Annotated in this window: 20 protein-coding genes; 5 read left to right on the top strand and 15 right to left on the bottom strand. The window is 55.1% G+C overall.

Annotated elements, in window-relative coordinates; all coding sequences use genetic code 11:
• Window positions 1-91: 91 nt before the first annotated feature.
• Together BLT69_RS00260 and pntB are read left to right on the top strand one after the other, a co-directional pair.
• Window positions 92-1645: a Re/Si-specific NAD(P)(+) transhydrogenase subunit alpha gene (locus BLT69_RS00260; RefSeq protein WP_092648055.1), complete on the top strand. Its 1554-nt coding sequence runs from the start codon at window positions 92-94 to the stop codon at window positions 1643-1645.
• Between the two features lie 51 nt (window positions 1646-1696).
• Entirely contained in the window at window positions 1697-3148 is a 1452-nt protein-coding gene (gene pntB / locus BLT69_RS00255; protein ID WP_092649032.1) for a Re/Si-specific NAD(P)(+) transhydrogenase subunit beta, read from the top strand.
• A 155-nt stretch (window positions 3149-3303) separates the two neighbouring features.
• Here pntB and BLT69_RS00250 read toward each other — a convergent pair whose 3' ends face one another.
• From BLT69_RS00250 to BLT69_RS00225, 6 genes are all read right to left on the bottom strand, one after another.
• On the bottom strand, window positions 3304-4362 hold the full coding sequence (locus BLT69_RS00250; protein WP_257590340.1) for an ABC transporter ATP-binding protein: 1059 nt from the start codon (window positions 4360-4362) through the stop codon (window positions 3304-3306).
• Complete coding sequence (locus BLT69_RS00245; protein WP_092648054.1) at window positions 4359-5444, bottom strand: ABC transporter permease; 1086 nt, start codon at window positions 5442-5444, stop codon at window positions 4359-4361. Before BLT69_RS00245 ends, BLT69_RS00250 begins: the two co-directional genes overlap by 4 nt.
• Window positions 5445-5447: 3 nt before the next feature.
• Window positions 5448-6428 (bottom strand): ABC transporter permease, encoded by a 981-nt coding sequence (locus tag BLT69_RS00240; protein WP_070726026.1) that lies wholly within the window; start codon window positions 6426-6428, stop codon window positions 5448-5450.
• The gene (locus tag BLT69_RS00235) at window positions 6425-7432 is read right to left on the bottom strand and encodes an ABC transporter ATP-binding protein (protein ID WP_092648053.1); all 1008 of its coding nucleotides are present in this window, start codon (window positions 7430-7432) and stop codon (window positions 6425-6427) included. The genes BLT69_RS00240 and BLT69_RS00235 overlap by 4 nt, the downstream gene beginning before the upstream one ends.
• Before the next feature lie 177 nt (window positions 7433-7609).
• A complete protein-coding gene (locus tag BLT69_RS00230; protein WP_092648052.1) occupies window positions 7610-9301 on the bottom strand; it encodes an ABC transporter substrate-binding protein in 1692 nt (563 codons plus the stop codon).
• A gap of 56 nt (window positions 9302-9357) precedes the next feature.
• The gene (locus BLT69_RS00225; RefSeq protein ID WP_092648051.1) at window positions 9358-11808 is read right to left on the bottom strand and encodes a beta-glucosidase family protein; all 2451 of its coding nucleotides are present in this window, start codon (window positions 11806-11808) and stop codon (window positions 9358-9360) included.
• A gap of 131 nt (window positions 11809-11939) precedes the next feature.
• Here BLT69_RS00225 and BLT69_RS00220 point away from each other — a divergent pair, with 131 nt between their 5' ends.
• The gene (locus BLT69_RS00220) at window positions 11940-12572 is read left to right on the top strand and encodes a TetR/AcrR family transcriptional regulator (protein ID WP_092649030.1); all 633 of its coding nucleotides are present in this window, start codon (window positions 11940-11942) and stop codon (window positions 12570-12572) included.
• A gap of 17 nt (window positions 12573-12589) precedes the next feature.
• Here BLT69_RS00220 and BLT69_RS00215 read toward each other — a convergent pair whose 3' ends face one another.
• From BLT69_RS00215 to BLT69_RS00180, 8 genes are all read right to left on the bottom strand, one after another.
• Window positions 12590-13654: an NAD-dependent epimerase/dehydratase family protein gene (locus tag BLT69_RS00215; protein WP_092648050.1), complete on the bottom strand. Its 1065-nt coding sequence runs from the start codon at window positions 13652-13654 to the stop codon at window positions 12590-12592.
• 77 nt (window positions 13655-13731) lie between these two features.
• On the bottom strand, window positions 13732-14193 hold the full coding sequence (locus BLT69_RS00210; protein WP_070726036.1) for a RidA family protein: 462 nt from the start codon (window positions 14191-14193) through the stop codon (window positions 13732-13734).
• 169 nt (window positions 14194-14362) lie between these two features.
• Window positions 14363-16390 (bottom strand): glycoside hydrolase family 31 protein, encoded by a 2028-nt coding sequence (locus BLT69_RS00205; RefSeq protein ID WP_058237622.1) that lies wholly within the window; start codon window positions 16388-16390, stop codon window positions 14363-14365.
• A 140-nt stretch (window positions 16391-16530) separates the two neighbouring features.
• Window positions 16531-17133 (bottom strand): carbohydrate ABC transporter permease, encoded by a 603-nt coding sequence (locus BLT69_RS00200; RefSeq protein WP_257525605.1) that lies wholly within the window; start codon window positions 17131-17133, stop codon window positions 16531-16533.
• A 227-nt stretch (window positions 17134-17360) separates the two neighbouring features.
• The gene (locus tag BLT69_RS00195; RefSeq protein WP_257590338.1) at window positions 17361-18260 is read right to left on the bottom strand and encodes a carbohydrate ABC transporter permease; all 900 of its coding nucleotides are present in this window, start codon (window positions 18258-18260) and stop codon (window positions 17361-17363) included.
• Window positions 18261-18329: 69 nt separating this feature from the next.
• Entirely contained in the window at window positions 18330-19565 is a 1236-nt protein-coding gene (locus tag BLT69_RS00190; RefSeq protein ID WP_092648048.1) for a sugar ABC transporter substrate-binding protein, read from the bottom strand.
• Window positions 19566-19976: 411 nt separating this feature from the next.
• A complete protein-coding gene (locus BLT69_RS00185) occupies window positions 19977-21020 on the bottom strand; it encodes an NAD(P)-dependent alcohol dehydrogenase (RefSeq protein ID WP_092648047.1) in 1044 nt (347 codons plus the stop codon).
• The gene (locus tag BLT69_RS00180) at window positions 21020-22378 is read right to left on the bottom strand and encodes a xylulokinase (RefSeq protein ID WP_092648046.1); all 1359 of its coding nucleotides are present in this window, start codon (window positions 22376-22378) and stop codon (window positions 21020-21022) included. The genes BLT69_RS00185 and BLT69_RS00180 overlap by 1 nt, the downstream gene beginning before the upstream one ends.
• A 170-nt stretch (window positions 22379-22548) precedes the next feature.
• Between BLT69_RS00180 and BLT69_RS00175 the strand changes: the two genes are divergently transcribed.
• Both BLT69_RS00175 and BLT69_RS00170 read left to right on the top strand, forming a co-directional pair.
• The gene (locus tag BLT69_RS00175) at window positions 22549-23835 is read left to right on the top strand and encodes an ROK family transcriptional regulator (RefSeq protein ID WP_092648045.1); all 1287 of its coding nucleotides are present in this window, start codon (window positions 22549-22551) and stop codon (window positions 23833-23835) included.
• Complete coding sequence (locus tag BLT69_RS00170) at window positions 23796-24491, top strand: mismatch-specific DNA-glycosylase (RefSeq protein ID WP_257590337.1); 696 nt, start codon at window positions 23796-23798, stop codon at window positions 24489-24491. The genes BLT69_RS00175 and BLT69_RS00170 overlap by 40 nt, the downstream gene beginning before the upstream one ends.
• A gap of 122 nt (window positions 24492-24613) precedes the next feature.
• Here the strand turns inward: BLT69_RS00170 and rbsK are convergent, their stop codons facing one another.
• A complete protein-coding gene (rbsK, locus tag BLT69_RS00165; RefSeq protein WP_092648043.1) occupies window positions 24614-25555 on the bottom strand; it encodes a ribokinase in 942 nt (313 codons plus the stop codon).
• Between the last annotated feature and the right edge of the window lie 3 nt (window positions 25556-25558).

Raw genomic sequence — 25558 nt, 5'->3', positions numbered from 1 at the left:
CGCTCAACTTTGCGCTGTGCCTTCTTCACAACACCTTTCTGTGCGCGTGCCACGAGCATCGCACAGTCGCTGCTTGAACAAAGGAGTACGCGTGCTCGTCGGAGTACCAGCCAGCAATGCTGATCAGCCACTTGTCGCAGCCACCCCTGACACCGTCACCAAGCTCAAGAAACTGGGTTTCGACGTGTGCGTACAACGAGGCGCTGGGCAAACCGCTCAATTTCCTGATTCATTATTCGAAGATGCGGGAGCCACCCTCGTCGATGACCGCGGTGCGTGGGGAGCCGACATTGTCCTCACTCTCGACGCCCCCACAAGCGAGCAGATCGCGGCGATGCAGTCGGGCGCAACACTGATTTCCCGCCTGGCACCCGCGCGCCACCCCGAACTGCTCGACGAATTGGCGAGGGCGAACATCACCGCGCTGGCTATGGACACCGTGCCGAGAATTTCACGCGCTCAGGCGATGGATGTCCTGTCCTCCCAAGCCAATGTTGCCGGATATCGAGCCGTCGTTGAGGCCGCTCATCAATTTGGCCGCCTCTTCACCGGTCAGGTCACCGCGGCCGGGAAAATGCCGCCGGCACGTATCTATGTGATCGGTGCGGGAGTTGCCGGTCTGGCAGCGATCGCCACCGCCAACTCCATGGGCGCTGAAGTCTACGCAACCGACGTGCGTCCCGAGGTGGGCGAACAGGTTGAATCGATGGGAGCCACATTCGTTCCGATCCCGGTGGGCCGTCAGGAATCCAGTGACGGTTATGCCAAGGAGATGGACGCTGATCAGGCGCGCGCAGCTGAAATACTGTACGCCGAACAGGCTGCCTGCTCCGACATTGTCATCACGACAGCAAACATTCCGGGGCGTGCCGCTCCGCGCCTGCTCAGTGCCGACGCGATTGATGCGATGCGTCCGGGCAGCGTGATTGTGGATATGGCAGCTGCCAACGGCGGTAACTGTGAACTGACGTCACCCGGGGAAATTGTGCGAACCGAAGGTGGCGTCACCATTATCGGCCTGACCGACCTGGCGGGCAGACTCCCAGCACAATCCTCCCAGCTGTACGGGCAAAACATTGTGAATCTGTTGCGTCTGGCCACGCCCGACAAGGATGGTCAGCTCACGCTGGACATGGATGATGAGATCATTCGCTCCATCACTGTGACGCACGAGGGCGACGTGATGTGGCCACCGCCGCCGGTCAACGTGTCGGCGGCTCCCGCTCCTGCTCCGACTCCGCGCGAGGACCCGGCGGCAGTCGCTGCCAGAGCGGCTGATGAGTCACGAAAGGAAGCGTCCCATAAGCGTAACCGCGTGATCGGAATTGTCGTGGCGATAGCCTTGGCCGCCCTGTTGATTTTGACGTCACCGCTGATGGTCTCCAGCCATTACATCGTGCTGGCGCTTGCAGTGGTCGTCGGGTTCTACGTCATTACGAACGTGACGCACTCGTTGCATACGCCGCTCATGTCGGTGACGAACGCGATTTCCGGCATCATCCTGGTCGGCGCTCTGCTTCAGATCGGATCGTCGAACGTTTTGGTCACGATCATTTCCTTTGCCGCCATACTCGTCGCGTCGATCAACATTTTCGGCGGCTTCACAGTCACCCACCGCATGCTCGCGATGTTCAAGAAAGACTGAGGCAGATTTACCGTGTTCACCAACCTTGTCACACCGTTTCCCCAGGACCTCATGTCAGCTGAAATTCCGGGTGCCGACCTCCTGTCGGGCGGCTTCGTTTCACACTTCGTTGTTTTCGCCTACATTGTTGCCGCCATATTCTTCATCCTGGCGCTGGCCGGACTGTCCCGACATGAGACGGCTCAACGTGGCAACAATTCAGGCATCATCGGCATGGCGATTGCGCTGGTCGCCACCATAGTCCTGGCTCTCACGTCGCAGCCGGCACGCGGGGTGGTCGTCACCGCGATCCTGATTGCGCTGGCAATGAGTATCGGCGCAGTGATCGGCATCTGGAAGGCACGCAACGTTCAGATGACCGGCATGCCGGAACTGATCGCATTGCTGCACTCATTTGTCGGCCTGGCAGCAGTGCTGGTGGGGTTCAATTCCTACCTGGCACCCGACGCCAATGCGCTTCTGCTGGGAGGATTCCACCTCGGTGAAGTGTTCCTGGGCATCTTCATCGGTGCCGTCACCTTGACCGGCTCAATCATCGCGTACCTCAAATTGTCCGCGAAGATTTCGGGCGCACCGTTGATGCTTCCGGGGCGCAACTGGATCAACCTTGCTGCCATCGTCGTCTGCCTCATCCTGATGGTACTGTTCGTGCGTCAGGACGGTTTCACCGGAGTTGGCATTGCAGCGTTAATCATTATGACTCTCATCGCGCTGGCACTGGGTGTGCACCTGGTGGCCGCGATCGGCGGCGGAGACATGCCCGTTGTCGTGTCCATGCTGAACTCGTATTCCGGGTGGGCTGCGGCAGCGGCCGGCTTCATGCTCAACAATGATCTGCTCATTATCACTGGCGCGCTTGTCGGCTCCTCCGGCGCGTACCTGTCCTACATCATGTGCAAGGCGATGAACCGTTCGTTCATCTCCGTCATCCTGGGCGGTTTCGGATCGACAGGTGCGACTGCGTCAGCCTCGGACGAAACAGGCGAATATCGCGAGATTGACGCTGCGCGTGTCGCCGAGATGTTGACGGATGCGCAGCACGTCATGATCACTCCCGGGTACGGCATGGCAGTGGCTCAGGCACAGTATCCAGTCGCGGACCTGACGAAGCGACTGCGCGAGGCGGGTGTGGATGTCCGCTTCGGTATTCACCCTGTTGCAGGTCGCCTGCCCGGTCATATGAACGTGCTGCTGGCTGAAGCCAAGGTTCCCTACGACATCGTGATGGAAATGGATGAGGTCAACGATGATTTCGGTGATGTTGACGTCGTCCTCGTCATCGGCGCGAATGACACGGTGAATCCTGCCGCCGAGCAGCCCGGCTCCCCGATTGCGGGAATGCCGGTGCTAAAGGTGTGGGATGCACACGATGTCATCGTCTTCAAACGTTCGATGGCGACCGGCTATGCGGGTGTACAGAACCCGTTGTTCTTCAAGGACAACACGCACATGCTCTTCGGTGATGCCAAAGCCTCAGTCGAAGCAATCATTTCTGCGTTGTGATGCCCAAGCTGAACCTGATACGGGCAACGGCCACAGATATCACGTCACCGTGACACTCACACTGGTGAGCGGTACGTGGTTCTGTGGCCGTTCCTCGTTTGCCAGAAAAAGGATTCGTGCTAGCAGCTCATCGGATGTCGCTCGCGATCCTTCCACTATTTTTTCGTCAACTCGGCAGGAGCCTCCTGCTGACTGTATTTCCCATCATGAAGGTGGCACGCCACGCGCCTGTCTTCTTTCTGCCCACAGATCACGGGAAAGAGAAGTTCCGGATCGTTCTCACGGCACTGATCCATTGCGTAAGCGCATCGTGGGGCAAAAGGGCATCCAGTAATTGTTTGTGACAGGTCCGGCGGAGTTCCAGGAATTCCGCCCAATGTACGCCTCGGCCCGTGTAGAGGTGGAAACGATGCAAGCAGAGCTTTCGAGTAGGGGTGACGTGGACGTCGATAGATGTCCTGGGCCCCAGCCTCTTCAACTATTTCTCCGGCATACATGATGGCAATGCGATCAGCCATTTCGATGAGTAACGACACATCATGCGTGATGAAAATGACTGAGAAGTCGAGCTCTTCACGCAATTTAAGGATTTGGCCCAGAATCTGGCGCTGCATGACGACGTCAAGCGCTGTCGTCGGCTCATCCATGATCAGAACCTGCGGCTCCAGTGCCAAAGCCATTGCAATCATCGCGCGTTGCCTCATGCCGCCTGACAGTTGGTGCGGAAACGACATCACACGGTCAGCAGAGATGCCCACCAACTCAAACAGCTCGCGCGCTCGAACCAACGCCTGGTGTCGACTCACCCCAGGTCGATGCGCATGAATCGCATCGGCAATCTGTGCTCCAACACGGTGAACAGGATTGAGCGAGTTCATCGCACCCTGGAAAACGATGGCAGTGTCCTCCCAGCGTGTTTGGCGAAGCTCCGAATCAGACAGTCGCAACAGGTTCCGCTGGGTCCCGTCTCGATCCGTGAAGATCACTTCGCCACCGACGATAACCCCCGGCGGTGGCAACAAACGAGTCGCAGCGTACGCGAGCGTTGACTTTCCGCATCCGGATTCTCCCGCCAAGCCCAAGATTTCACCACGTCGTAGCTCCAGTGAAACGCCTTTCAGGACACTCACTGGGTTTTCTGTAAACCCATAATCAACGTATAGATCGCGAATATCGAGAACAACATCGGATGCTTCGCTCATATGATCCCTCATCTGTGACCTCCTTCTTCCGAAGGTAAGCGTTTGTGGCCGTCGGCCCGTGAGCGCTGTTGCCGCGCGGATTTATTCGTGGCAGGCACGGCAACAGGGGTGAATCCAATCCTTGGTCGAATACCGCGTTTCCTCAACGTGCGCGCATTCATACCTGTCGAACGCAAACGAGGATTCACGAATTCATCAATGCCGAAGTTCACTAATGCCAATGCCATTCCCAGCATGGCGATGCACAACCCGGCTGGAACGAACCACCACCATGCTCCTCTGAATAGCGCCTGGTTCGACTGTGCCCAGAACAGGATTGTTCCCCAGTTCCAATCCGAAATCGACGTCACTCCAATGAATGCCAGCGTCACTTCTGACAAAACGGCCGCATTCACGGTATTGACAAAAGATGAAGCAATAATCGCTGTCAGATTCGGCAAGACTTCAAATAACACGATTCGTGGCATGGATTCGCCGTTTGCGCGCGCCGCCTGTACGAAGTCCCTTTGCCGTAACGACAGCGTCTGAGCACGTAGCACACGCGCTCCCCACGCCCAACCAGTAATTGAAATCACGAAAGCAATCGTGAATTCAGATGACGTTGGCAATTGCCCCGTCACAATGATGATCAGAGGTAACGCGGGAATCACAAGGAACACATTTGATAGAGCTGAAAGGATATCGTCTCCGACTCCTCCGACAAATCCTGCAGTCACGCCAACGAGTACTGCAAGAGCAGTGGCGATAATTCCAGCCGAAAACCCAACGATCATGACACCGCGCGTCCCGACAAGAATTTGCGACAGAATATCTTGACCGGTGTTTGTCGTGCCCAGCCAGTGCGCCGCCGATGGGCCTTGCATAATGTCTGGCCCCAGTTTGTTGGGATCATATGGAGCGATCCACGGACCAATGACAGCAAGTATGGAGAAGAAAAGCAGGATCCCTACACCAGTTGCCGCCTTAGCGTTACGCAGGAAGACAAAGCGTACTCGTTTAGGCGCACGGACACTCTCCACCTTGCCCTCGTTGGTGACCGGATCCGGAGCGAGGCCTTGCTCTTCGGTCATCTCTGTTGTCGGTTGAATCGTCATCTCTTAGGCCTCCTGCCTAATACGGGGATCTAAGAACGCATAAACAACGTCTGCCAAGATGTTCGCCACCAGAACTGAGAACGTGATCACCAGGAACACTCCCTGCATCAGTGGATAGTCCTTGGACTGAACAGCCTGGTAGAGCACATATCCCACGCCTGGATAGGAAAACACCATTTCCATGACCAATGTGCCCGAGACTACGAAACCAAGGGATAATGCGAACCCTGATATTTGAGGCAAAACTGCGTTACGTGCTGCATACGCCACCATGACACGACCTTCGCTTAAGCCCTTTGCGTGGGCAACAGTGACGTAGTCCTCAGATGAAACTGTCACCATCATGTTGCGCATCCCGAGTATCCATCCGGCAATGGATGAAAGAACAATTGTAAAAGCTGGCAGTATCGCGTGGTACAGCACTGATCCGATAAATGTCGATGTAAATGCCGGGATCAGTGCTGACTCATATCCACCGGACGCAGGAAAGATAGGCCATGCTACTGCGAGTAGTGCAATTGCAAGAAGCCCAATCCAAAAATAAGGCACCGAAGAAAAGAAAGTGGTCAGCGGAATCAGCGAATCGGCCCACGTTCCTCGCCTCCATCCCAGATACATTCCAATTGCTGAGCCAAGGACAAAGGAGATAACTGTGGCAATACCGACCAGTGCAATAGTCCAGGGCAGGGATTGTGCAACGATGCTGATAACTGGCGAGGGAAAGAACGTAAAGGACAAGCCCAAATCACCGCGAAAAACCTGTTGAAAATAGGTGACATATTGTTCCCACAGCGATGTTTCCTTATCAAGGCCAAATAGTACCGTCAATGACTGGATGGCGTCTGTGCTCAGATTGCCTTGGTAGCGTGTCATGAGAGATTGGACAGGATCACCAGGCATCAGTCGCGGCACAATGAAGTTGATCGTCAATGCCGCCCATGCAGTAAAAAGGTAAAACAGGATCTTTCGAATGATCTGTTTCATAATGCCTCCTCTGAAAGTAACCAGCATGCTGCGAGACCATCTCGGCGATGAACCGGCACATATGGTGGCAGTTCTGTGGAGCATTGCGCCTTGGCGAGAGGACATCGAGGATGGAATCGGCACCCTGGAGGCGGCGTAATCAGGTTGGGAGGCTCACCGGTTGTGTCCTCTTCCGTTGCTTCAGCCAGGCGATCTGGGTCAGGTGCGGAGGAAACGAGGAGCTGTGTGTAAGGATGTTGAGGATTTTGAGTGACGTCTTCAGAAGGACCCTCTTCAACGATTCGCCCCGCATACATCACAATAGTGCGGTCGGCGAAGTAGCGTGCCGATGCCACATCGTGAGTGATATACAAGATGGCAATTCCATCGTCGTCGCGCAGGGACTGCAACAGGTTCAATATTCCCAGTCTGATCGAAACATCAAGCATCGATATGGGTTCATCGGCCAGAAGAACTTTCGGATGAGCTGCTAGAGCGCGAGCGATAGAGACCCTCTGACGCTGTCCTCCCGAAAGCTCGTGTGGAAACTTGTCGATCCACCGTTCTGGAGGGCTGAGCTGAACTCGCGACAAGAGCTCAAGAACACGTTTGTCAACTTCAGATCTGGACAGATGCCGGTTGTGAATTCTCACTGCCCGCGACAATACGTAGCGGACTGTGTGGATTCCATTAAGAGAGGCGAAGGGATCCTGAAAAATCATCTGCACCTCAGAAACGTGTTTGCGATATGAGCGGCGCCCACGAATTCGGATTGAATGCCCGTCCAGAAGGATGTCACCGTCCGTCTTACCTATAAGCGCGCAGAGTAGTTTGGCAACCGTTGATTTGCCGGAACCGGATTCTCCGACGAGGGCGACTACCTCACCTGCATGAATTGATAGATTCACCTCATCAACTGCATGCACGGACTTGCCGCGATTGGCGATACCGCGAACAGGAAAGTGTTTAGTGAGATTGCGTGCTTCGATCACAGGGTCATGACGTGTGATGTCGGTTGCTGGCATATCAGACGATCTCCTTGACATGAAATACAGTGACGCTGGTAGGAAGCTGCAGGCGGGACCAATTGGTTGAGAGCATGATGAAGGGGCGGCCAGCGTCTGCCGCACTTCCGCATGAAGAAGTGCGGCAGACCGTTAGCTTCGCACGATCTCCAATGAGAACATGCATATCGAATTTGATTACTTGACAGGCTCAAGCGACATCAAGATCAATGCTGCGCCTGGCTGTGTTGGGTCCGGCGACATGTAGGGATTGTCTTCGTCGGGCCATCCTGTGTAGTACTTGGTCGAGTACTCAGCAAGCGCCGGACGGGCGGTCGTCACAATAGCGGGCACTTCATCAACAAAAATCTGTTGAATCTTTTCCAACGCTGCCGTACGCGCATCATCTGAAGATGCAGTCGCATATTCTGCCAGCGCGTCCGTTGCCTCTTGCGAGTCGTAGCGGCCGAAGTTCCAAGCAGCAGTTTCGCCCAATGGCTTGAGCTGCAGTCCATCCATGATGTTGGAATAGATATTCCACGGCGTTGATCCTGAGTCTGTCCAGTGCAGAATTGCATCGAACTGCCCCGTTGCGATGTTGGTATTCCATGTATCAACGTTTGGGGCATCAACTGTTGCATCGATACCGATTTCTTTGACGTTTTCAGAAATGATCTGCAACGCAGTCAGGTAGTCAGCCCATCCTGCAGGATCTGCAAGTGTGAACGTCACCGGATTCCCTGAGGGATCCATCAATTTGTCACCGCTATATGTATATCCCGCATCCATGAGGACTTTCTTAGCACCATCAATATCAGGCGTGTATTCCTTGCCTTTGTAGTTTGCAGTTTGGAATTCATCACCAGCGGGGCTCGGCAGACCAGTCACTGACTTTGTTGCAGGGAAAACGCCCGAAGAGGCCTGTGTCGAAATCGCATCCCGATCAATGACCATTGCTACTGCTTTACGTAAAGCTGGGTTGTCAAAGGGTGCTTTAGTCGTATTCAGGAACAGTGCATCGACGCTCAGATTCGTTGGAAACCACGCCTTGTTATGGTCAGGATCCGGGGCTACATACACATTTTCGTAGTCGGCAATAAATGTCCATCCCCATTGCGCGTCACCTTTTATCAGTGCTGTCGTCAGCGCAGAGTTATCATTATAGGACGTGTACCGAAGCTCAGGAACTTTCGGCATTCCGTTCCAATACTCTGGATTAGCTTTCAAAATGACGGCTTGATTTGACCAGGATTCAAAAACAAATGGGCCTGTTCCCACTGGATTTTGGTTGAGGTCGGTAACAGGATCTGCAATGTCTTTCCAAATATGCTCAGGAACAATAAAAGTTCCTAGGACTTTCTGTGCATTGACAAACACAGGTCGAGTGAATTTGATCGTGACGGTATTTCCATCGACCGCGATATCGCCAATGGGAAGGGCGTCACTGTTCAACGCTTCATTGTCTTTCCGAATCTGGAAAGAATAGGCGACGTCATCGGCAGTCAAGTCTTCACCATCGGTCCACTTCACACCTTGCCGAACGTTGATCTTGACTTCCGTGTAGTCCTCACTGAATTCCCATGATTCTGCCAAACGAGGCTTGGAGTCTTCTTGCGGTTTAACTGCGTTGAAATCGGCCAATGGTTCATAAATAACCTGTACGTAGCCCATGACGCGACCTGACGACGTGGCAACAAACGGATTGGAATTATTGGTTTGAGTTCCATCCGGCTTTCCAATTGTGAGCGCTACGCCGCCCTGAGTAGCTGCGCTAGAGCCTGAGGCAGCCTGACCAGACTGGCCGCCTGCTGCTCCTCCACCACATCCAGCTACCAGCGCAGCGCCTGCAAGCGATGCCACCAGCGCCATCAGTGTTCTTTTCGATCTCATTGCGTGCCTCCTTGCACTTGATGGGTTCCTGTGATCGATATGAATGCTTGAATCAGTCAGTTATTCAAGATGACTTGTGCCCGAATGTCTGTAGCCGACCTACCAATTAGAATTCGATAGGTTCCGTGTACATTCACCCATTGATGATCGGAGTCATCCCATGTTCTAAATGTGTGACGTGGTATTTCTACTTTGATGGTGTTTTGACCTCCAGGTGCAATAGTTTCTTTGGTGTAGCCGATCAACCAGTAATTCGGCAGAGCAATGGTCGGATTTGTCGGAACTGCATACGCTTGGATCACTTCCCTGCTCTCACGTGTACCCGTGTTTTTTACGTCGACACTGAGCGTCCATCCATCGTCGCATCGTTCACATGTTGCGTTGGAATACTCCCATGTGGACCAGCCCAACCCGTGACCAAATGAGCAGGCGGGTACGCGTCCGGACTCCATGCCAAAGGAACGGTAGCCGACATTCAGTCCTTCTGAGTATAGTACGCGTGATTCATCGTTCGGGATGGCATTGGGAATGGGCACATCTTCAGCCCGGGAGGGAAGGGTCCAAGGTAGCCGTCCAGATGGCTCTTTCTCCCCTGCCATAATCGCAGCAAGTGCGTCGCCACATACTTCTCCAGGGAACCAGGTCCACAACACAGTGCGAGCTCTTTCAAGCCATGGCAGCAACACAGGAGCACCGGCATTGACAACAATGATCGCATCAGGGGCTACATCCAGGACTGCATTGACTAGGTCATTCTGTCGTCCAGGCAGATCCAGATTTGTTCGATCCCATCCTTCAGATTCGACATCGTCATTCGTTCCCACCATGACGATGACAGTGTCAGCTTTTCTGGCCGTTTGAACGGCTTCCTGAATCCTCTGGTTATCTGTCGGCCCGGGGAGTTCATGCCGGAGATAGGCCAAGGCAAAGTTTCCCCACAATGAGTGCACTACGGAGAATTGGGCATCAAAAGTAACTGAGGAGCCTCCCTCCACCTCGAACAAGTTCGTCAACGGATGGTTGATCGATGAATCAAGAACAACATCGTCGCTCACTTCGCGCTCAAACTGCTCGACAGGATTGCCGTTCAACGTGAGCTGGTGTGTACCCACATGTCCCAGGCCAATACGATGCGTTCCATGTTCGGGAAGATTGATGTTTCCCGTTAGGCGAATTGTCTCTGCTCCGTCGACAAGGTCGCGGACATTTCCCCTCCACGCTTGCGTTTCACTTGATAGCTCGTGCCCATCTTTGTCATATTGTCGAACCAACACTCCTGGGCACCCAGCCGGGTCACTTAGCCTTTCAGCAGATAGAGCCGGCGCGTGGATCCTGGAATTCACTCCCTGTGCGAGTGTGATCTTCGCATCAGGAAATGCGCGATGCATTCCTTCTTCAGGGGACACAACATGTGCTGGATTCACGTGCGCAGAACCCCCACCCTGGACGTACGCATCCACTGCATTTGGGCCTATCAGTGCCAGTGAGGAGGGCGGCGTACTGAGTGGGACCGAATTATGGTTTTTCAGAACTACTGTCCCAGCGGTGGAAAGGTCAAGCAGGACAGCGTGATCTGAGGCTTCCAGTTCTGCAGGTACATGTTCGCCCAACTTACCCACTTGATCTGCCAATCTCAGCAGACGACGCACTTTGTCGTCGATCAGCGACTCGTCAACTTTCCCTTCCTCCACTGCCTGAACAAGTTGGTCGCCCCATGGGCCGTCAGGGCCGGGCATCACAATGTCAAGACCTGCATTTGCAGATTCTTCTGTCGTTAAAGTAGCGGTCCAGTCTGAAATAATCGGTCCTTGAAAGCCAAGCTCTTTCTTGAGTACATCAGTGAGCAAGTGATGGTGATCAGTAGCGCGATTAGATTCCACTCCATCATCAATGGCGTTGTATGCAGCCATGATTGATGCCGGTTGTACCTCTTCGAGGGCGCGCTCAAAAGGAGCCAAATATACTGCCCGCAATACAGCTGGATCCACGGTCGAAATGTAGCGGATTCTCTCTGTTTCCGAATCATTGGCAACGTAGTGTTTCACGCATACGCCCACACCACAGCTTTGTATTCCGCGGATTATCGCATTTGCTGATCGGGATACAAGAAATGGATCCTCCGAAGAGTTTTCGTAATGCCGACCAGATACGGGAGTACGTTGAATATTCACGAGCGGAGCAAGAATAACGTCCACGCCGTGTCGTCGCGCCTCGTACGCCATGAGGCGCCCGGCTTGTTCCAAAAGATCCGCATCCCAGGTTGCGCTCATACATGTGGGAGAGGGAAATAAGAGTGAGGTTTCTTCGTCGGATCCGCCAGTCCCTCTCACGCCAACCGGACCATCCGACATGACAACAGATCGTAAGCCGATTGTCGGTTCCGCTGGCAGACTCCACGTGGTTTCACCAGTGAGCAGGCCAACTTTGGAGCGAAGATCAAGAGCACCGATCTTCGCGTCAATATCCTGTTCCGACGTGTATCGCCGAAGTCCAACGTAAGCCGACATTGTGATCTCCAGTGATCGAGTAGTTCACGCAAGTCATGCGCATTCCGTCTTTGTGTGAGCTAGATTAACACAACTTACTGACAAGTCAGTAAGTTACGGACGAAGTGTTACCAATGCGATACGATGTCTTCATGTCAGTCTCTGAATCGCCATCACGACGTCCTCGTGGCAACCGCGCCACCACACGACGAGAGATCTTGAAAGTCGCAATGAGTGTTTTTGGAGAGCATGGGTACCGCAATGGCTCACTCCAGGAAATAGGCAACCGAGTCGGGATGACGCACTCAGGGGTACTTCACCATTTCGGTTCAAAGACAAATCTGCTTCTTGAAGTCGTCCGATTTCGCGACAAATCCGATCTGGAAGAAATCGATAGGGAAGAAGTTCCCAAAGGTGAAGAGCTCTTTCAGCATCTCATGAGAACCGTACAGATTAATTCAAAGCGGCCTGGCGTTGTGCAAACCTATGCAGTCCTGTCTGCCGAATCTGTAACCGATGGCCATCCGGCAAAGGATTACTTCATTGAGCGTTTCTACAATCTGCGCGAAGAAATCGCCGAAGCCATCCGACAATGGTACCCCGACAAGGTTTTTTCTGATGACAGACTACGTGCAGCGGCATCAGCGCTGATTGGAGCGATGGACGGAATTCAGACGCAGTGGCTTCTCGATCCTGAACACGTAGACCTTGTTGAGTCCACCCGGCTTGCAGTCAACGCGATTGTTGCCCAGGTTGTCGATGAGCCCCGAGAACGTTTCACCTAATTCCTCAATTACCTGCACTACATCGCCTCAAGATCGCGGCGCATCTCCACCATGGCACCGGGATCATCCACCACGTCGATTCCCACGTCGACAAGCAAGTCGCGAATGGTCACTGCCAGCGACCGAGGCTGATAGTCCCATTCGTTGCGCGCTTTCGCGCCTGAAACGTGTGGCAGATCCTCAAGGGCACCCAGCGATGCCGATGTGAAAATATCCGAATTGACCCACGATCCGATTTTTTCGCCCACGGGAGCCAGCCAGTCCACCCACCGCAACGGAAATACCGGCACCGCACGCCCCGAATGTCCTGCGAGCGCGGAAGCGATTCGTACCAGTGTCGACATGGATGCTCGAACACCAGGCAACAAGTACTGCTGCGAGGTTTGGCCCTTCTCGAAGGCGTCGATCAGCCCTCCGGCAACATCGCGTACATCCACCCAGTCGAAGCCGCCAGCCACGACCGCAGGTACCCGGCCTCGTGCAGCATCCAAAATGATTTCGTTGACGCGCGACTGTGTCGGGTCGGTCGGCCCAATAATTCCGGTTGGCATACACACCACCGCGTCCAGTCCACGCGCGATCTGTCGACGCACCGCTCGATTTCCTGCCGCCTTTGAGCGGTCATACAGCGGGCGATCTGGCCCGGCAGGCGGCGACTTTTCAGTGATGACCCCTTTAGTCGCATTGTCGAGGGCATGCACGGACGAGCAGTGAACCATTCGGATGTGGTGTTTCAGCGCCGACCTGGCCACGACTCCGGGTCCAGCCGAATTCAACCTCCACGCCTGCGGGTCACGTTTCTTCAAGGTGATGGCGGCCGCCAGGTGAATGACACCATCAACGCCGCGCATCGCCTCATCCACCTGGGCGGGTTCCAACACTGATCCGGTGACATACTCTCGCTGCGCACTGCACACACCATCATGAACGAGGGAGCCCCGCGTACCACTGGCAGGTGCCACCTGATCGAAACAACGCACGGCATAACCTCGTGCTTCCAAAGCGGGCACGAGGTTGCTTCCCACATATCCGCTGGAACCTGTGACTAAAATGCGTGGGTATTCAGTGGCATTCGTGTGCATCGCTATCCCCCTTTTCTCACCTTAGTGCGCGTTGACACCGAGGGGACGTCCTGGACGGGAAGACGTGTGGGCTGGGTTCAGTTATTCAGAGCGAACTCGACTTCCACCTCGACTGACGCGTTGAGCGGCAATGCGGCTACGCCGACGGCAGAACGTGCGTGAGGCGTTCCGAAGATGTCCTGGAAGAAGTCAGAGGCCCCGTTCAGAACACCAGCCTGGCCGGTGAAGCTTGGGCGGGAAGATACAAAACCGGTGACTTTGACGACGCGTGCCAGGCGGTCGACGTCTCCGGCGACGCTTGCTGCTGCCGCAAGCGCGTTGAGCGCGCAGATGCGGGCTGCCTCGTAAGCATCGTCTGGGTCTGCGCCGTCCTCTCCGACTGCACCAATGCAGGAAAGCTCACCGTTCTCCAATGGCAGCTGGCCTGATGTGCGAATCACTCCGCGGTCTTCAACTGCCGGAACATAGGCCGCAACCGGTGCTGCAACTTCCGGAAGTTCGTATCCTGCCTGCGACAGTCGCGCGCTCACCGATTCCATTGTGATCTCCTTAGTTCGAGCTGTTCATCTAACTAGGTTTATTTGACCATTTTGGTTCGAGAAAAGCGACGCAGCAGCGCGAGATGTCTCCACCTGAAGCAACCACCTGTCATGTCGCATTAAAAAGGGTGGGCCGCGAACCTTGCGGTCGCGACCCACCCCAGTTGAACTAGATCATGCCAACTAGTTCACTATGCGTGTCGTCTCGGAGGAAGACAGGAATCTTGTCCAGAGGGCACTCGACATCGATCGACTGACCGCCTTCGTGCTTGTCACCCGTTGACGCGTCAGTCCAGGAAGCTCCGGCCGGCAGATACACCGATCGGGAGGTTGCAGCGGCTTCCAGAACTGGAGCGACCAGGATGTCTCCGCCTAGCAGGTACTGGTCGGAAATGGACCAGCACTTCTCGTCGAGCGGGAATTCCTGGAAGAGCCCTCTCATCACAGGTTGTCCTTCTTCATGGGCTTCCAACATGACGTCTCGCATGTAGTCGCGGAGCTTTTCGCGCAGATGAATATACTTCTCAAGCACGGCATACACGTCGTCTCCAAAGCTCCAGAGTTCATTCTCAGCACCGCTGGGCAGTCTGTAGGAGCCATCCTTGGCGCTGACCTCTTCAACTGGCCGTCGGTCACCGTGCAGCCTCATCACTGGGCAGAAAGCTCCGAACTGGAACCACCTGATGAGAAGTTCCTTGAATTTCGGATCTGTGATGACACCATCGTGGAAGCCGCCAATGTCGGTGGTCCACCACGGGATTCCTGCGGCACCCATGTGGATTCCCGCAGCAACCTGGCACCGCAGGTCTTTCCATGTTGAGCTAATGTCACCAGACCACACAAGAGCACCGTAACGCTGAGAGCCCGCCCAGGCGCACCTCAAGAGGTTAACAACGTCGTCAGTGCCGGATTCAACCAGTCCGTCATAGAACGCTTTGGCGTAGTTCTGCGGATAGATATTTCCGACCTTGACGTTGGGGCCAGCGTTGTAGCGGTAGTTATCGAAGTCGTAGGCACCGTATTCGGGCTCAGCCTCATCGAGCCAGAAAATCTTGATGCCGTACTTGCCGTAATTTTCTTTGCACTTCTCCCAGATGAACTTTCTTGCCTCGGGATTGGTCATGTCAATGAAAGCGCTCGGTCCCTGGAACGCCATATGGACATCTAGGCCACGTTCTGCCCGTGCTAGCAGGTTGTTCTTCTTCAGCTCATCCCAGTTCTCGGATGCGTGCGCAACCTGGGTCCACACCGAAACCATGAGCTCAACGCCCATGCTATGGAGTTCATCAACCATTGCCTGAGGATCCGGCCAGAATTCCTCCTCGAAGCGATAATCTCCCATGTGGGGCCAGTGGAAAAAGTCGATCACGATGACGTCCAGGGGCAGTCCACGGCGCTTGTGTTCTCGCGCGACTTCAAGGAGCTGCTCCTGGTTCCAGTAACGGAGCTTGCACTGCCAGAACCCCAGTCCATGTTCTGGCATCATGGGAGCGAATCCGGTTGCCGCGGCATATGCCTTACTGATTTCCCGCGGGCTGTCTCCAGCCGTGATCCAGTAGTCGAGTTGATCGCAGCGCTCTGCTGACCACTGAGTTACGTTCGATGAGAAGCTTACTTGCCCGATGGCAGGGTTGTGCCACAAGAAGCCGTAGCCCTTGCTGGAAATCACAAAAGGAACGCTCGCCTGGGAGTTGCGATGAGCAAGTTCAAGAGTGCTTCCCTTGAGATCACCGATACCCTCTTGGTACTGGCCCATTCCCCACAGATGTTCTTCTTCTGGAGACTCGAACGACATTGTCAGCGAGATATCGCCGCCAAGAACGGGACGCAGATCGCGAGCCTTCAAGTCCAGAGACCCGCCCCGATCCCTTTCACGCAGTAATGGTGTTCCATCCGTTTTCTCAAAACTGATACTGCAATGGAAAGTCTCGTACCCAACTTTTCCATCACACATCGCGGTTTGGCGCAAGATGACGCGTAGCGATCCGACCTCGAGTACAGCTTCATCGCCCTTGAGTTCGACGCTCGATTCCTGATCTTCAGGTTGATCGAGCAGAGCCCAATTCGATTCGATGACATCTGCCATGAGTCGTGAACGCACACGGACTGCGTCCTTTCCCCAAGGCTGAACTGAAAGTGTTGTTCCGTCACCACGCCACCGTAGTCCTAGACCGTCTTTTTCAAACGCCTGCTGCAAGGCTCTTTCCTTTCATTCACTATTCCTGAATTGCGGTCATGTCAACTTTCAAATTTCGCTACCGTAGAGCGACTACCCTCCTCATCCCTTTTTCTAGAAATCGCGACTCCATCCATTCGCCCAAACCAGTTTCATTACCCCTACTTCACACTTCCTGCGGCAACGCCGGCCGAGACAAACCGCTGAGCTACAACCAACAGAACAATCGCCGGAAGTGAAGCCAGGACGGCTGTAGCCATAACCATGCCCCAGTCTTGGACATACGCGCCGACATACGTATACAAACTCAGCGTTATAGGACGGACCTCCTCACTTGTCGTCAACGTCAAGGCAAAGAGGAAGTCGCCCCAAGCAAATAGGAAAGAGAACAAGCCAGCAGTGACAATAGCGTTACGAGACATAGGCAATGCGATCGAGACAAACGTCCGAAAAGCACCCGCGCCATCGATCCAGCTAGCCTCAATGATCGCCTGCGGGATGTTCTTCATAAATGTCTGCAGGATCAGGATCGAGAAGGGGATTCCTAAGGACGCGTCAGCCAAGATAAGACCGATCACTGTATTCAAAAGACCAAGATCAGAATAAGCAGAATACAGCGCATTCGCCACAACGATCGTTGGAATCATCTGGCTAAGTAAAATAACCAGGAGAATCGTCGAAGACCCCTTAATGCGATAACGCGCAAGAGCGTATGCAGCTGGTGTCGCTATGATAAGTGAAACCAAAGTAGCACCGATTGCCACAATCAGACTTGTTAGGAGGGGTCCGCTCTGTGCCCTAATAGCTGCTAGATATCCACTGAAAGTTGGAGACTTTGGATAAATCGGGCTCACCACAGCCGACCCTGCCGATTGGAGCGAAATGTTGATCATCCAATATACTGGGAACAGAAAGATGAGGAGTATGAGAATTCCTATCAGTGTTCTTATCCAACTCGTTTTCTTAGAGTTCATCACTGTCACTTTGCCCCTCAATCAAGATTCGACTTGCGATTTGCACGAAGGTATATCGCAGCGAAAATCACCGACAAAACCACTAGGAGCGTACTTAGTGCTGCACCCTGTCCGAAATTGAACTCCGTAAAGGAGAGGCGGTAAGACTGTGTTGCTAACGTCTGGGTGGCATTTGCAGGCCCACCGCCCGTTAATCCCAGAATGAGGTCAAGAACCTTGACTGTATATACAACTCCTAAAATCAAAACTACATTCACTACGGGACGCAAAAGTGGCCATGTAATCTTGCGGAATCTCTGGAAACCATTTGCTCCATCTATAGCTGCTGCTTCATATAATTCCTGATCAATATCTTGCAAACCTCCGAAGAGAATTGTTGTATTAAATGGAATACCTATCCAAATATTCACCAAAATGACGGAAAACAGTGCGAGAGAGGAAGAAGTTAACCAACCTGTATCACCTGATGTGATTCCAATACTCTCAAGAGCCCTATTTAGAACTCCCGAGTCCTTATCCAAAATCCATCGCCAAATTGCAGACGAAGCGATCATCGGAATAAGCCATGGTAGGAGAAGAAGCGATCGCATGACCTTCGCACCTTTAAAGGTTCTATTGAAGAAGATTGCCAAAGCTAAGCCAATTGTGAATTGGCCGAACAATGATCCTACCGTAAAAATGACAGTGTTGAGTAGAACCTTTCCAAAAAGAGGTGTCCCCATTACCGCCTTGTAGTTTTCGAATTCAACGAACGGGGCCTCTCCTGTGTAAAACGTAGAGGGACTATAGTCCTGAAAGCTCATGACAAAGTTCTTGACTATAGGAAAGCCATAGAAGGCCAACATATAGATCACTGCGGGCGCGAGAAAAACCACTCCTATCAGCTTTTGCCGATTCCCGAGTTTACTTTCATTCATTTCCATTCCTATGTTTCTGTCTTAACAGGAGAGCATCTCCCCCAATTCGTCTTTCTTAGATCGCTTCCATTACTTCAGGGAAGCAGCGGCTCCCTCTAAGGCTTCGGAGGGTTCCTTACCGTTTACCAGCGCTTCTTGAATGGCGTTATGAATTGCGGTGGCCGTTGCTGGCCATTTCGTTCCTAGCTCACCTGTACGTGCTCGAGCTCCATTGCACATCTCCACAAACGCTTCCATATCGGGAGACTCCTTCAGGAAGCCCTCTTGGAGGCTCATATTTGTAGGAACTGTAAACCGTTTAATGGACAAGTCCTTCTCAACTTCGTCACTATTGAGGCACTTGACCAATTCGGCAGCCTTTTCCTGCTTTTGTTTGTCGCCGGTGTTCGGCACGGTCCACACTTCGCCACCAAGAGGCGCCACTGGGTCCGTCTGTCCTTCCGGAACAGGAATCGGAACTGCCTTCCACTTGATGCCTGAGTCGTTTAGCAGAGGGATTTGCCATGGACCGTTCACCATCATGGCGGCATTCCCTGCCATGAATTGGTCGTTCACGTCAGCTTGAGTCCAGTTCACTACTGATGCCGATGCAGATCCATTTCGAACTAGATCACGCCACAAGGTCAAGGCCTTTACAACACCTTCACCCGCAATGTCTTTCTCATCACCGCCCGCAGTCCACATGAACGGCAGGAATTGCCACGTTCCCTCATAGTTTGAAGGAGCTGCGAACGCAATGCCATATTGCTTTCCGTCAGTAAGCTTGGCCGCTACTTCCTCGAGTTCCTTCCAATTTGTTGGAGGCTCAACTCCGGCACTTTGGAGAAGTTCTTCGTTGTAGAACAACGCCAATGAATTTGCGATGGGCTGCATGCCGTAAAACACGCCATCAAAGCTACCCGCATCCTTAACTGCAGGAATTACGTTTTCGCCCGGTTCAATCCCAAAGGTGGATAGATCAGCTAAAGCTCCAGTCTCTGCAATCTGCGCCAAATCAGGATTGTCCAATTGCAAGACATCAGGGAGAGTCTTAGAGGAAGCCATCTGCAGGACCTTGGAGATAAGGCTGTCTCCCGGGATCATCTCCCTTTCTATCTTGACCCCTACTTGAGCCGCACAATTATCAAGTGCCTCTTGGTAAAACTCTTTATCCGGGGAGTTATTGTAATAGTCGACCGTTCGTAGCGTGATCTCTGCATCACCTGACGAGGATCCACTAGCGCTGCCTTGCCCTCCACTTCCACAGGCAGTCAGCAATAGGCCCGTTGTCACAAGCAACGGGATGGTGTAACGCGACATTTTCATGGCAGTTTCCTTCTCATCTTTGAACATATTCACCGAAATGAAATCGCAACATTAGAAGTCATGACCGTGTCACGGCATTATTATCCGCACGGTACACAGATCACTACGCCTATCGTGCTGCTAAAACCTCATCTTCCGACTCAATATCGAGCCCTCCAATCACGCCCACATTGGCATCTCGGTTTTGATTAATAATACAACTAAACAAACATTGTTGTCAATACAAAATGCCACCCATATACGCTCCTAAACCGTGTCCTGCAGACTAATCAAGCCCCAAGGACCAAAAGATATGTAGGTCCCAAAAGTTTTTTCGTGAATTGAAGTTCCCAGAGCTAGTTCGTGCAAACATGCATTGCATAATGCCCTCAACATGACTGTCGATCTCTCCGGCATTCCGCCCTGGTCTTCTTAGTGCGAGCTGTGCGTCATCTGTCCGGGATGGACGATCGACTTCAGCGTGGTCGGCGCGGGCTTGTTGATGATGGGCTGGTCAGCTTCGTCGAGGGCGTAGTGATCAGTGCACAGGCGATCCAGGTCGACCGCTCCACTGGCTACCAGGTGGATGGCTGTGGGCCACGTGTTGTTGTAACGGAAAATCCCGGTCACGTTGATTTCGTGCGCGGTGATGAATCCAACCGGCAGTGACATGTCATCGTCACCCATACCAATCAGCACTGCGGTGCCGCCAGACGCCAGACGCATGATGCCGTCCTGCACAGCTGCAGTGACGCCCGTCGCGTCAATGAACGCGTCAAAGTGTTGACCATCTAGTGCCGGGTCACTTGGCTCAACAGCCTGGGTTGCTCCCAGCGACAGTGCCAAATCGCGCCGACCTTCAACAGGATCACTGACGACCACCTCGGCAGCGCCAAATGCCCGCGCAACCTGGATGACGATCGCACCGATCGGACCTGCGCCGGCAACAAAGACGCGGTCACCCACTTTCACGTGGGCTTTGCGGATTCCGACAATACCCACGCTCAGGGGTTCCATCAAGGCTGCCGCATCCCACGAAATGGAGTCGGGAACCTCGTAGGCGAAATCGGACTGAATCAGGACATATTCGCAAAAGGCTCCGTCAATGGGCGGCGTCGCGTAGAACTCGATATCGGGGCACAGGTTGTATTCTCCGCGCTTGCAGTATTCGCACACTCGGCAGCACCGTTGCGGCTCGATGGAAACGCGCTGGCCGATGCGGGCCGGATCCACGTCATCGCCCACGGCCACAATCTCTCCGGAAGCTTCGTGCCCCAGGATCATCGGCTCGTTCACCACAAAGTCACCGATGCGGCCCTTGTGGTAGTAGTGCACATCCGAGCCGCACACCCCCACCGACTCCACGCGAATCAGCACCTGGTCCGCATCCGGTGTCGGAACCGGTCGTTCCTCCATCTCAATGAGACCCTGGCGAATCAGGACGCTGGCTTTCATGGTCTGTGGAATCTGCGTCATCACTGTGCCTTTCCTGCGCGTTCCATCACGCGCGCTGCTTGACGGGCGGCGCCCAACGCTACGTATTCTCCCGACTTAGGTACCGTAACTGTTGCGCCGAGGAATTCTTCGGCCAGTTCGAGGACGGCGCGCGATTTCGCTCCGCCGCCGACCATGACCACGTGTTCGAGCTTCACATCCAGTGCGCGCACCGCATCCAGAGCGAACTTCATCAAGTTCAGCAGTCCTTCCACCGTTGCGCGTGCCACGTGAGCACGATCCGAGTTCTTCAGAGTCATGCCCTTCAGCTCAGCCGTAGCATCAGGCAGGTTCGGGGTGCGCTCGCCCTCGAAATAGGGCACTAAAGTCAATCCCGCGGCATCGTCCACACTCAAGGCAAGATTATCAAACTCGTCGTAACCCGCATCGATCACCGCCATCATTGCGTCGATGATGCGCGAGGCATTGAGCGTGCACGCCAACGGCAGCCAGTTTCCTGTCGCATCGGCAAAGCCGGTCACCAGTCCTGAATGGTCAGCAACCGGGTGATCTGACACGGCGGCAACAACTCCGGATGTGCCTAGTGACAGCAGAGCCTGACCGGGTTTGAGGTCGACACCCAGCGCTGACCCCGCATTGTCTCCACACCCTGGTCCCAGCATGATCTCACCCCAGCCTCGCGACTCATCACCACGTCCGGCCACGTCCCATGGTCCGAGGATTTCCGGCAAGATGATGGATCGTGCGACGTCCTCGTCGATGCGCAACGCGTGGGCAAGGATGTCGCGGCGGTAGGTTGGCGTAGCGCGGTCCATGTAACCGGTACCCGACGCATCGGAGCGGTCCGTGCGCAGATCCTCCAGTCGACCGGTTCCCATGATTTTCCACGTCAGCCAGTCGTGCGGCAGGCAAATAGCTGCAATACGGCGCGCGTTCTCAGGTTCGTGGTCTGCCAGCCAGCGCAGCTTCGTCACGGTCAGTGAGGCGACGGGCACTGATCCGGTGGCATCAGCCCACCACGCGGCACCGGCTTCCTCGTCACCCTCGCCGTATTCCGCAATTAAGTCACGGGCAGCATCGGCTGAACGCGTGTCGTTCCACAGCAGGGCGGGTCGGATGACTTCTCCATCTTTGTCCAGGCACACCATGCCGTGCTGCTGTCCGCCCACGGATAGCGCCACCACGTCCTCCAGGCCACCTGCTGCTTTGACGGCCTCGTTGAACGCGTCCCACCAAGCCTGCGGGTCCACTTCCGTGCCGTCAGGGTGCGTCGCTTTACCTTCACGCACGACCGTTCCGCGCAGGGCGTCCACGATGACAACTTTGCATGATTGGGTCGACGTATCCACGCCCGCAACGTACGGTCCATACATCGTCATGTTCAGCTCCTTGTTCCATGTTGAATAATTTCACGCTGCTTGGAAGAGGCGTGGCGTGCACGAGAACCCCATTGTGTTTCGTTACTAAACAAAATAGCGGTGTGAGCGAGTATAGTCAACCCATAAGGCCACGTCGCGACGCTGACACATAACCAGAATGTGAGAGAACAATGACCCGAGCACATAAGTCCTCATCACGCCTCACCTCCCTGCCGCGCAGTGCCCGCACATCCTCACGTGGCAACGGCGGCGTCAAAGCTCAGTCGTTGCGCGCCATGAATCTCGCCCTCGTCTTTCGCTATATCCTGGCCGATCCCGGAGCAGTCACCCGCGCCTCGGTCGCGGCGACAACTGGCATTACGCGAGCAACAGTCTCCCGCCTGGTGGACGAGCTCATCTCGGCTCACCTGGTCACCGAACTCGACCCGTCAACTGATGCTCGACGAGGCAGGCCAGCGGTGCGCCTGACCCCGCGGGAAGGATATACGACCGCACTGGGATTGGAAGTCAACGTCTCCTACCTGGCTGCACGCATCGTGGACCTGTCAGGGCAGATCGTGGCCGAAGGCGTGCAGGAAGGCGACTTTTCAGACTCAGATCCGCAGCAGACCATGCGCGCTCTGGGGGAGCTGGCTGATCGGGTAAAAGCGCAAGCCGATGACGCGGCAGAAGGCGACACACTGTTTCTTGGCACCGGGTTGGCCGTGCCCGGCATTGTTTCCGCTCAGGCTGTGATCCTCGCTCCCAACCTGGGGTGGCGTGACCTGCCGTTACACACGCTGCTCGCACCGCTGTCCCACCTGGGTGTCGTCACCGTCGCGAACGAGGCCGACCTGGCAGCGTGGGCCGTAGCATGTCCGCAACCTGGCGTCCCATCAGGGCCGCCCTCGTTCGTCTACGTGTCCGGTGAAGTCGGTATTGGCGCAGGCATCATCATTGACCACGCTCTCCTGCCCGGTTCGCACGGATGGGCAGGCGAAATCGGACATATTTCCACCGACCCTGCCGGCCCGACATGCAGATGCGGCGCGACGGGATGCCTGGAAGCCTACATCGGCCAGCGCGCACTGGTAGAGCGCGCAGGTCTGGCACGCGGCGCGACAAATGTCGATGTTGTCGCTGCTGCTCAAGCTGGCAACGCTGCTGCCCGCGTTGCATTGGACGAGGGTGGCGCCGCTCTGGGGCGCACACTGTCTGCCGTCATCAACATGCTCGACATTCCTTTGGTGGTGTTGGGCGGCTCCGTCGCTGACATTGGCTCTGAACTGCGCGAACGGGCACTGCCTGAATTGCGCACACGGGTCCTCCACTCTGCCGGCAGCCCCTCTGAAATCCGCATTGCCGAGCACTCTGCTTCACTTGCCACGATCGGCGCGGCACACCGAGTCCTACAGCACCTCGTCGATGATCCGATGGCGTGGACAGCACGCGTGGAACGGTCGCAGGAAAGTGCCTGACGGCCATAGCGATGAAGTCTTTACGCCGACCGTCGCCTCTGGGTGGACGCAAGCCACACCAGAGTGATCTGGCGTACTTTGCCACCGATGATCCTCTGGCTCTTGACGATGTACTACCTGGTCCGCACTGCGTTGGAGCTGAACTGACGCTCCTGATCGTCGGAATCAATCCGGGGTTGTGGACTGCGGCCGTTAATGCACCGTTCGCGCGACCGGGTAACCGCTTTTGGCCCTCTCTCGCTCGAGCGGGCCTGACTGACTATGAGATCGATGCGTCCTGCGGCCTCAGCGCCGAAGATGAGGAACATATTCTGTCACGCGGAATCGGCATCACGAACCTGGTCGGCAGGCCCACTGCACGCGCAGATGAATTGAGCCGCGATGAACTGCGCGAGGGCGCTGCCCACTTGGTGACTCGGGTTGGCGACCTGAATCCACGCGCCGTTGCCATCGCCGGAATTACCGCGTACCGCACGGCGTTCAGGCAACCTCACGCGAAGCTCGGGCAGCAAGATGCTGACACGATTGACAACTGGCCGCGCGGCATATCCCTGTGGGTTGTTCCCCAGCCAAGCGGCCTGAACGCGCACGAAAACATTGACTCGTTGGCCGACAAGTGGCGTCAGGTGTGGGCAGATGCCACTCGGCCCGAGTGACCGGCGGGCTGGGCCGCTCCGGGACACACTTTCTGCGTCGTAGTCCCGTCATAGCCGCTCATCCCCCAACTGAGTGCTGAGGACCGCTCGCGCCTTACTGCGCGCAGACGAGCACTCGCGTCTCACTGCGTGCGTTGGGCACGCCACCGGTCAAATTCGTCGGCTGTGGCATATGAGTACTGGGTGCCGCGTTTGAGCACCGACATTGCCGCATAACTGTTGGCGTACTCCAGAGCCTCCGGAATTGCATCGCCGTGGACGATCCGGTGCGCAAAGGCTCCGATAAACGCGTCCCCTGCTCCAGTCGTATCCACCGGATCCACACGGAGTGCGTCAATACGCTGACTGACAACGTGCAAGCCACCCTCGTTGGCCCGCGTGAACCACCACGCCCCGCGTGACCCGAGCGTGACGATGACGTGTCGGCAGCCGTGTTCAACGAGGGTGCGCGCCGCAGCCTCAACACCTTCATCACTGTCACATGGCATGCCGGTCAGCAGTGTCAGTTCACTTTCGTTAGGCATGAGGTAGGTGCAGCGCCGCGCCCAGTCAAAGTTGAAATCAGGGCTGGCGGGAGCGGGATTGAGCAGCACGGGTACACCGACCTGTTCGCCAAGCGCAATCGCCACATAGACCGTATCCAGACGGATTTCTAACTGGCAGACGATCAGTGCGCACTGTGCAATCTGCTCGCGGCAGGCCTCCACGTCCTCAGGAGTCAGGTCGTTATTGGCGCCTTTGACAATCAGGATGGAGTTGCGCGAGTGTGGATCGACAAAGATCGGCGCCACACCCGACGTGCCGTGCGCACGCTTGACGTGGTCTGTGTCGATGCCGTTATTGCGGTAGTTTTCTACCGTCATGTCGGCAAAAATGTCATCACCTACGCAGGTCACCATCAGGACACGCGATCCCAGGCGCGCAGCGGCCACCGCCTGATTCGACCCCTTGCCACCGCACCCCAGTTGGAACGAGGGCGCCTCGAGCGTCTCCCCTTCGGTGGGCATGCGATCGATGTAGGTAATGAGGTCGACATTGTTCGACCCGATCACTGCAATATCCATGAC

This window comes from Schaalia radingae (assembly GCF_900106055.1).
Lineage (GTDB): Bacteria > Actinomycetota > Actinomycetes > Actinomycetales > Actinomycetaceae > Pauljensenia > Pauljensenia radingae_A.
Note: the sequence above shows the minus strand (reverse complement) of the source record. Positions and strands in the feature narration are given on the sequence as shown.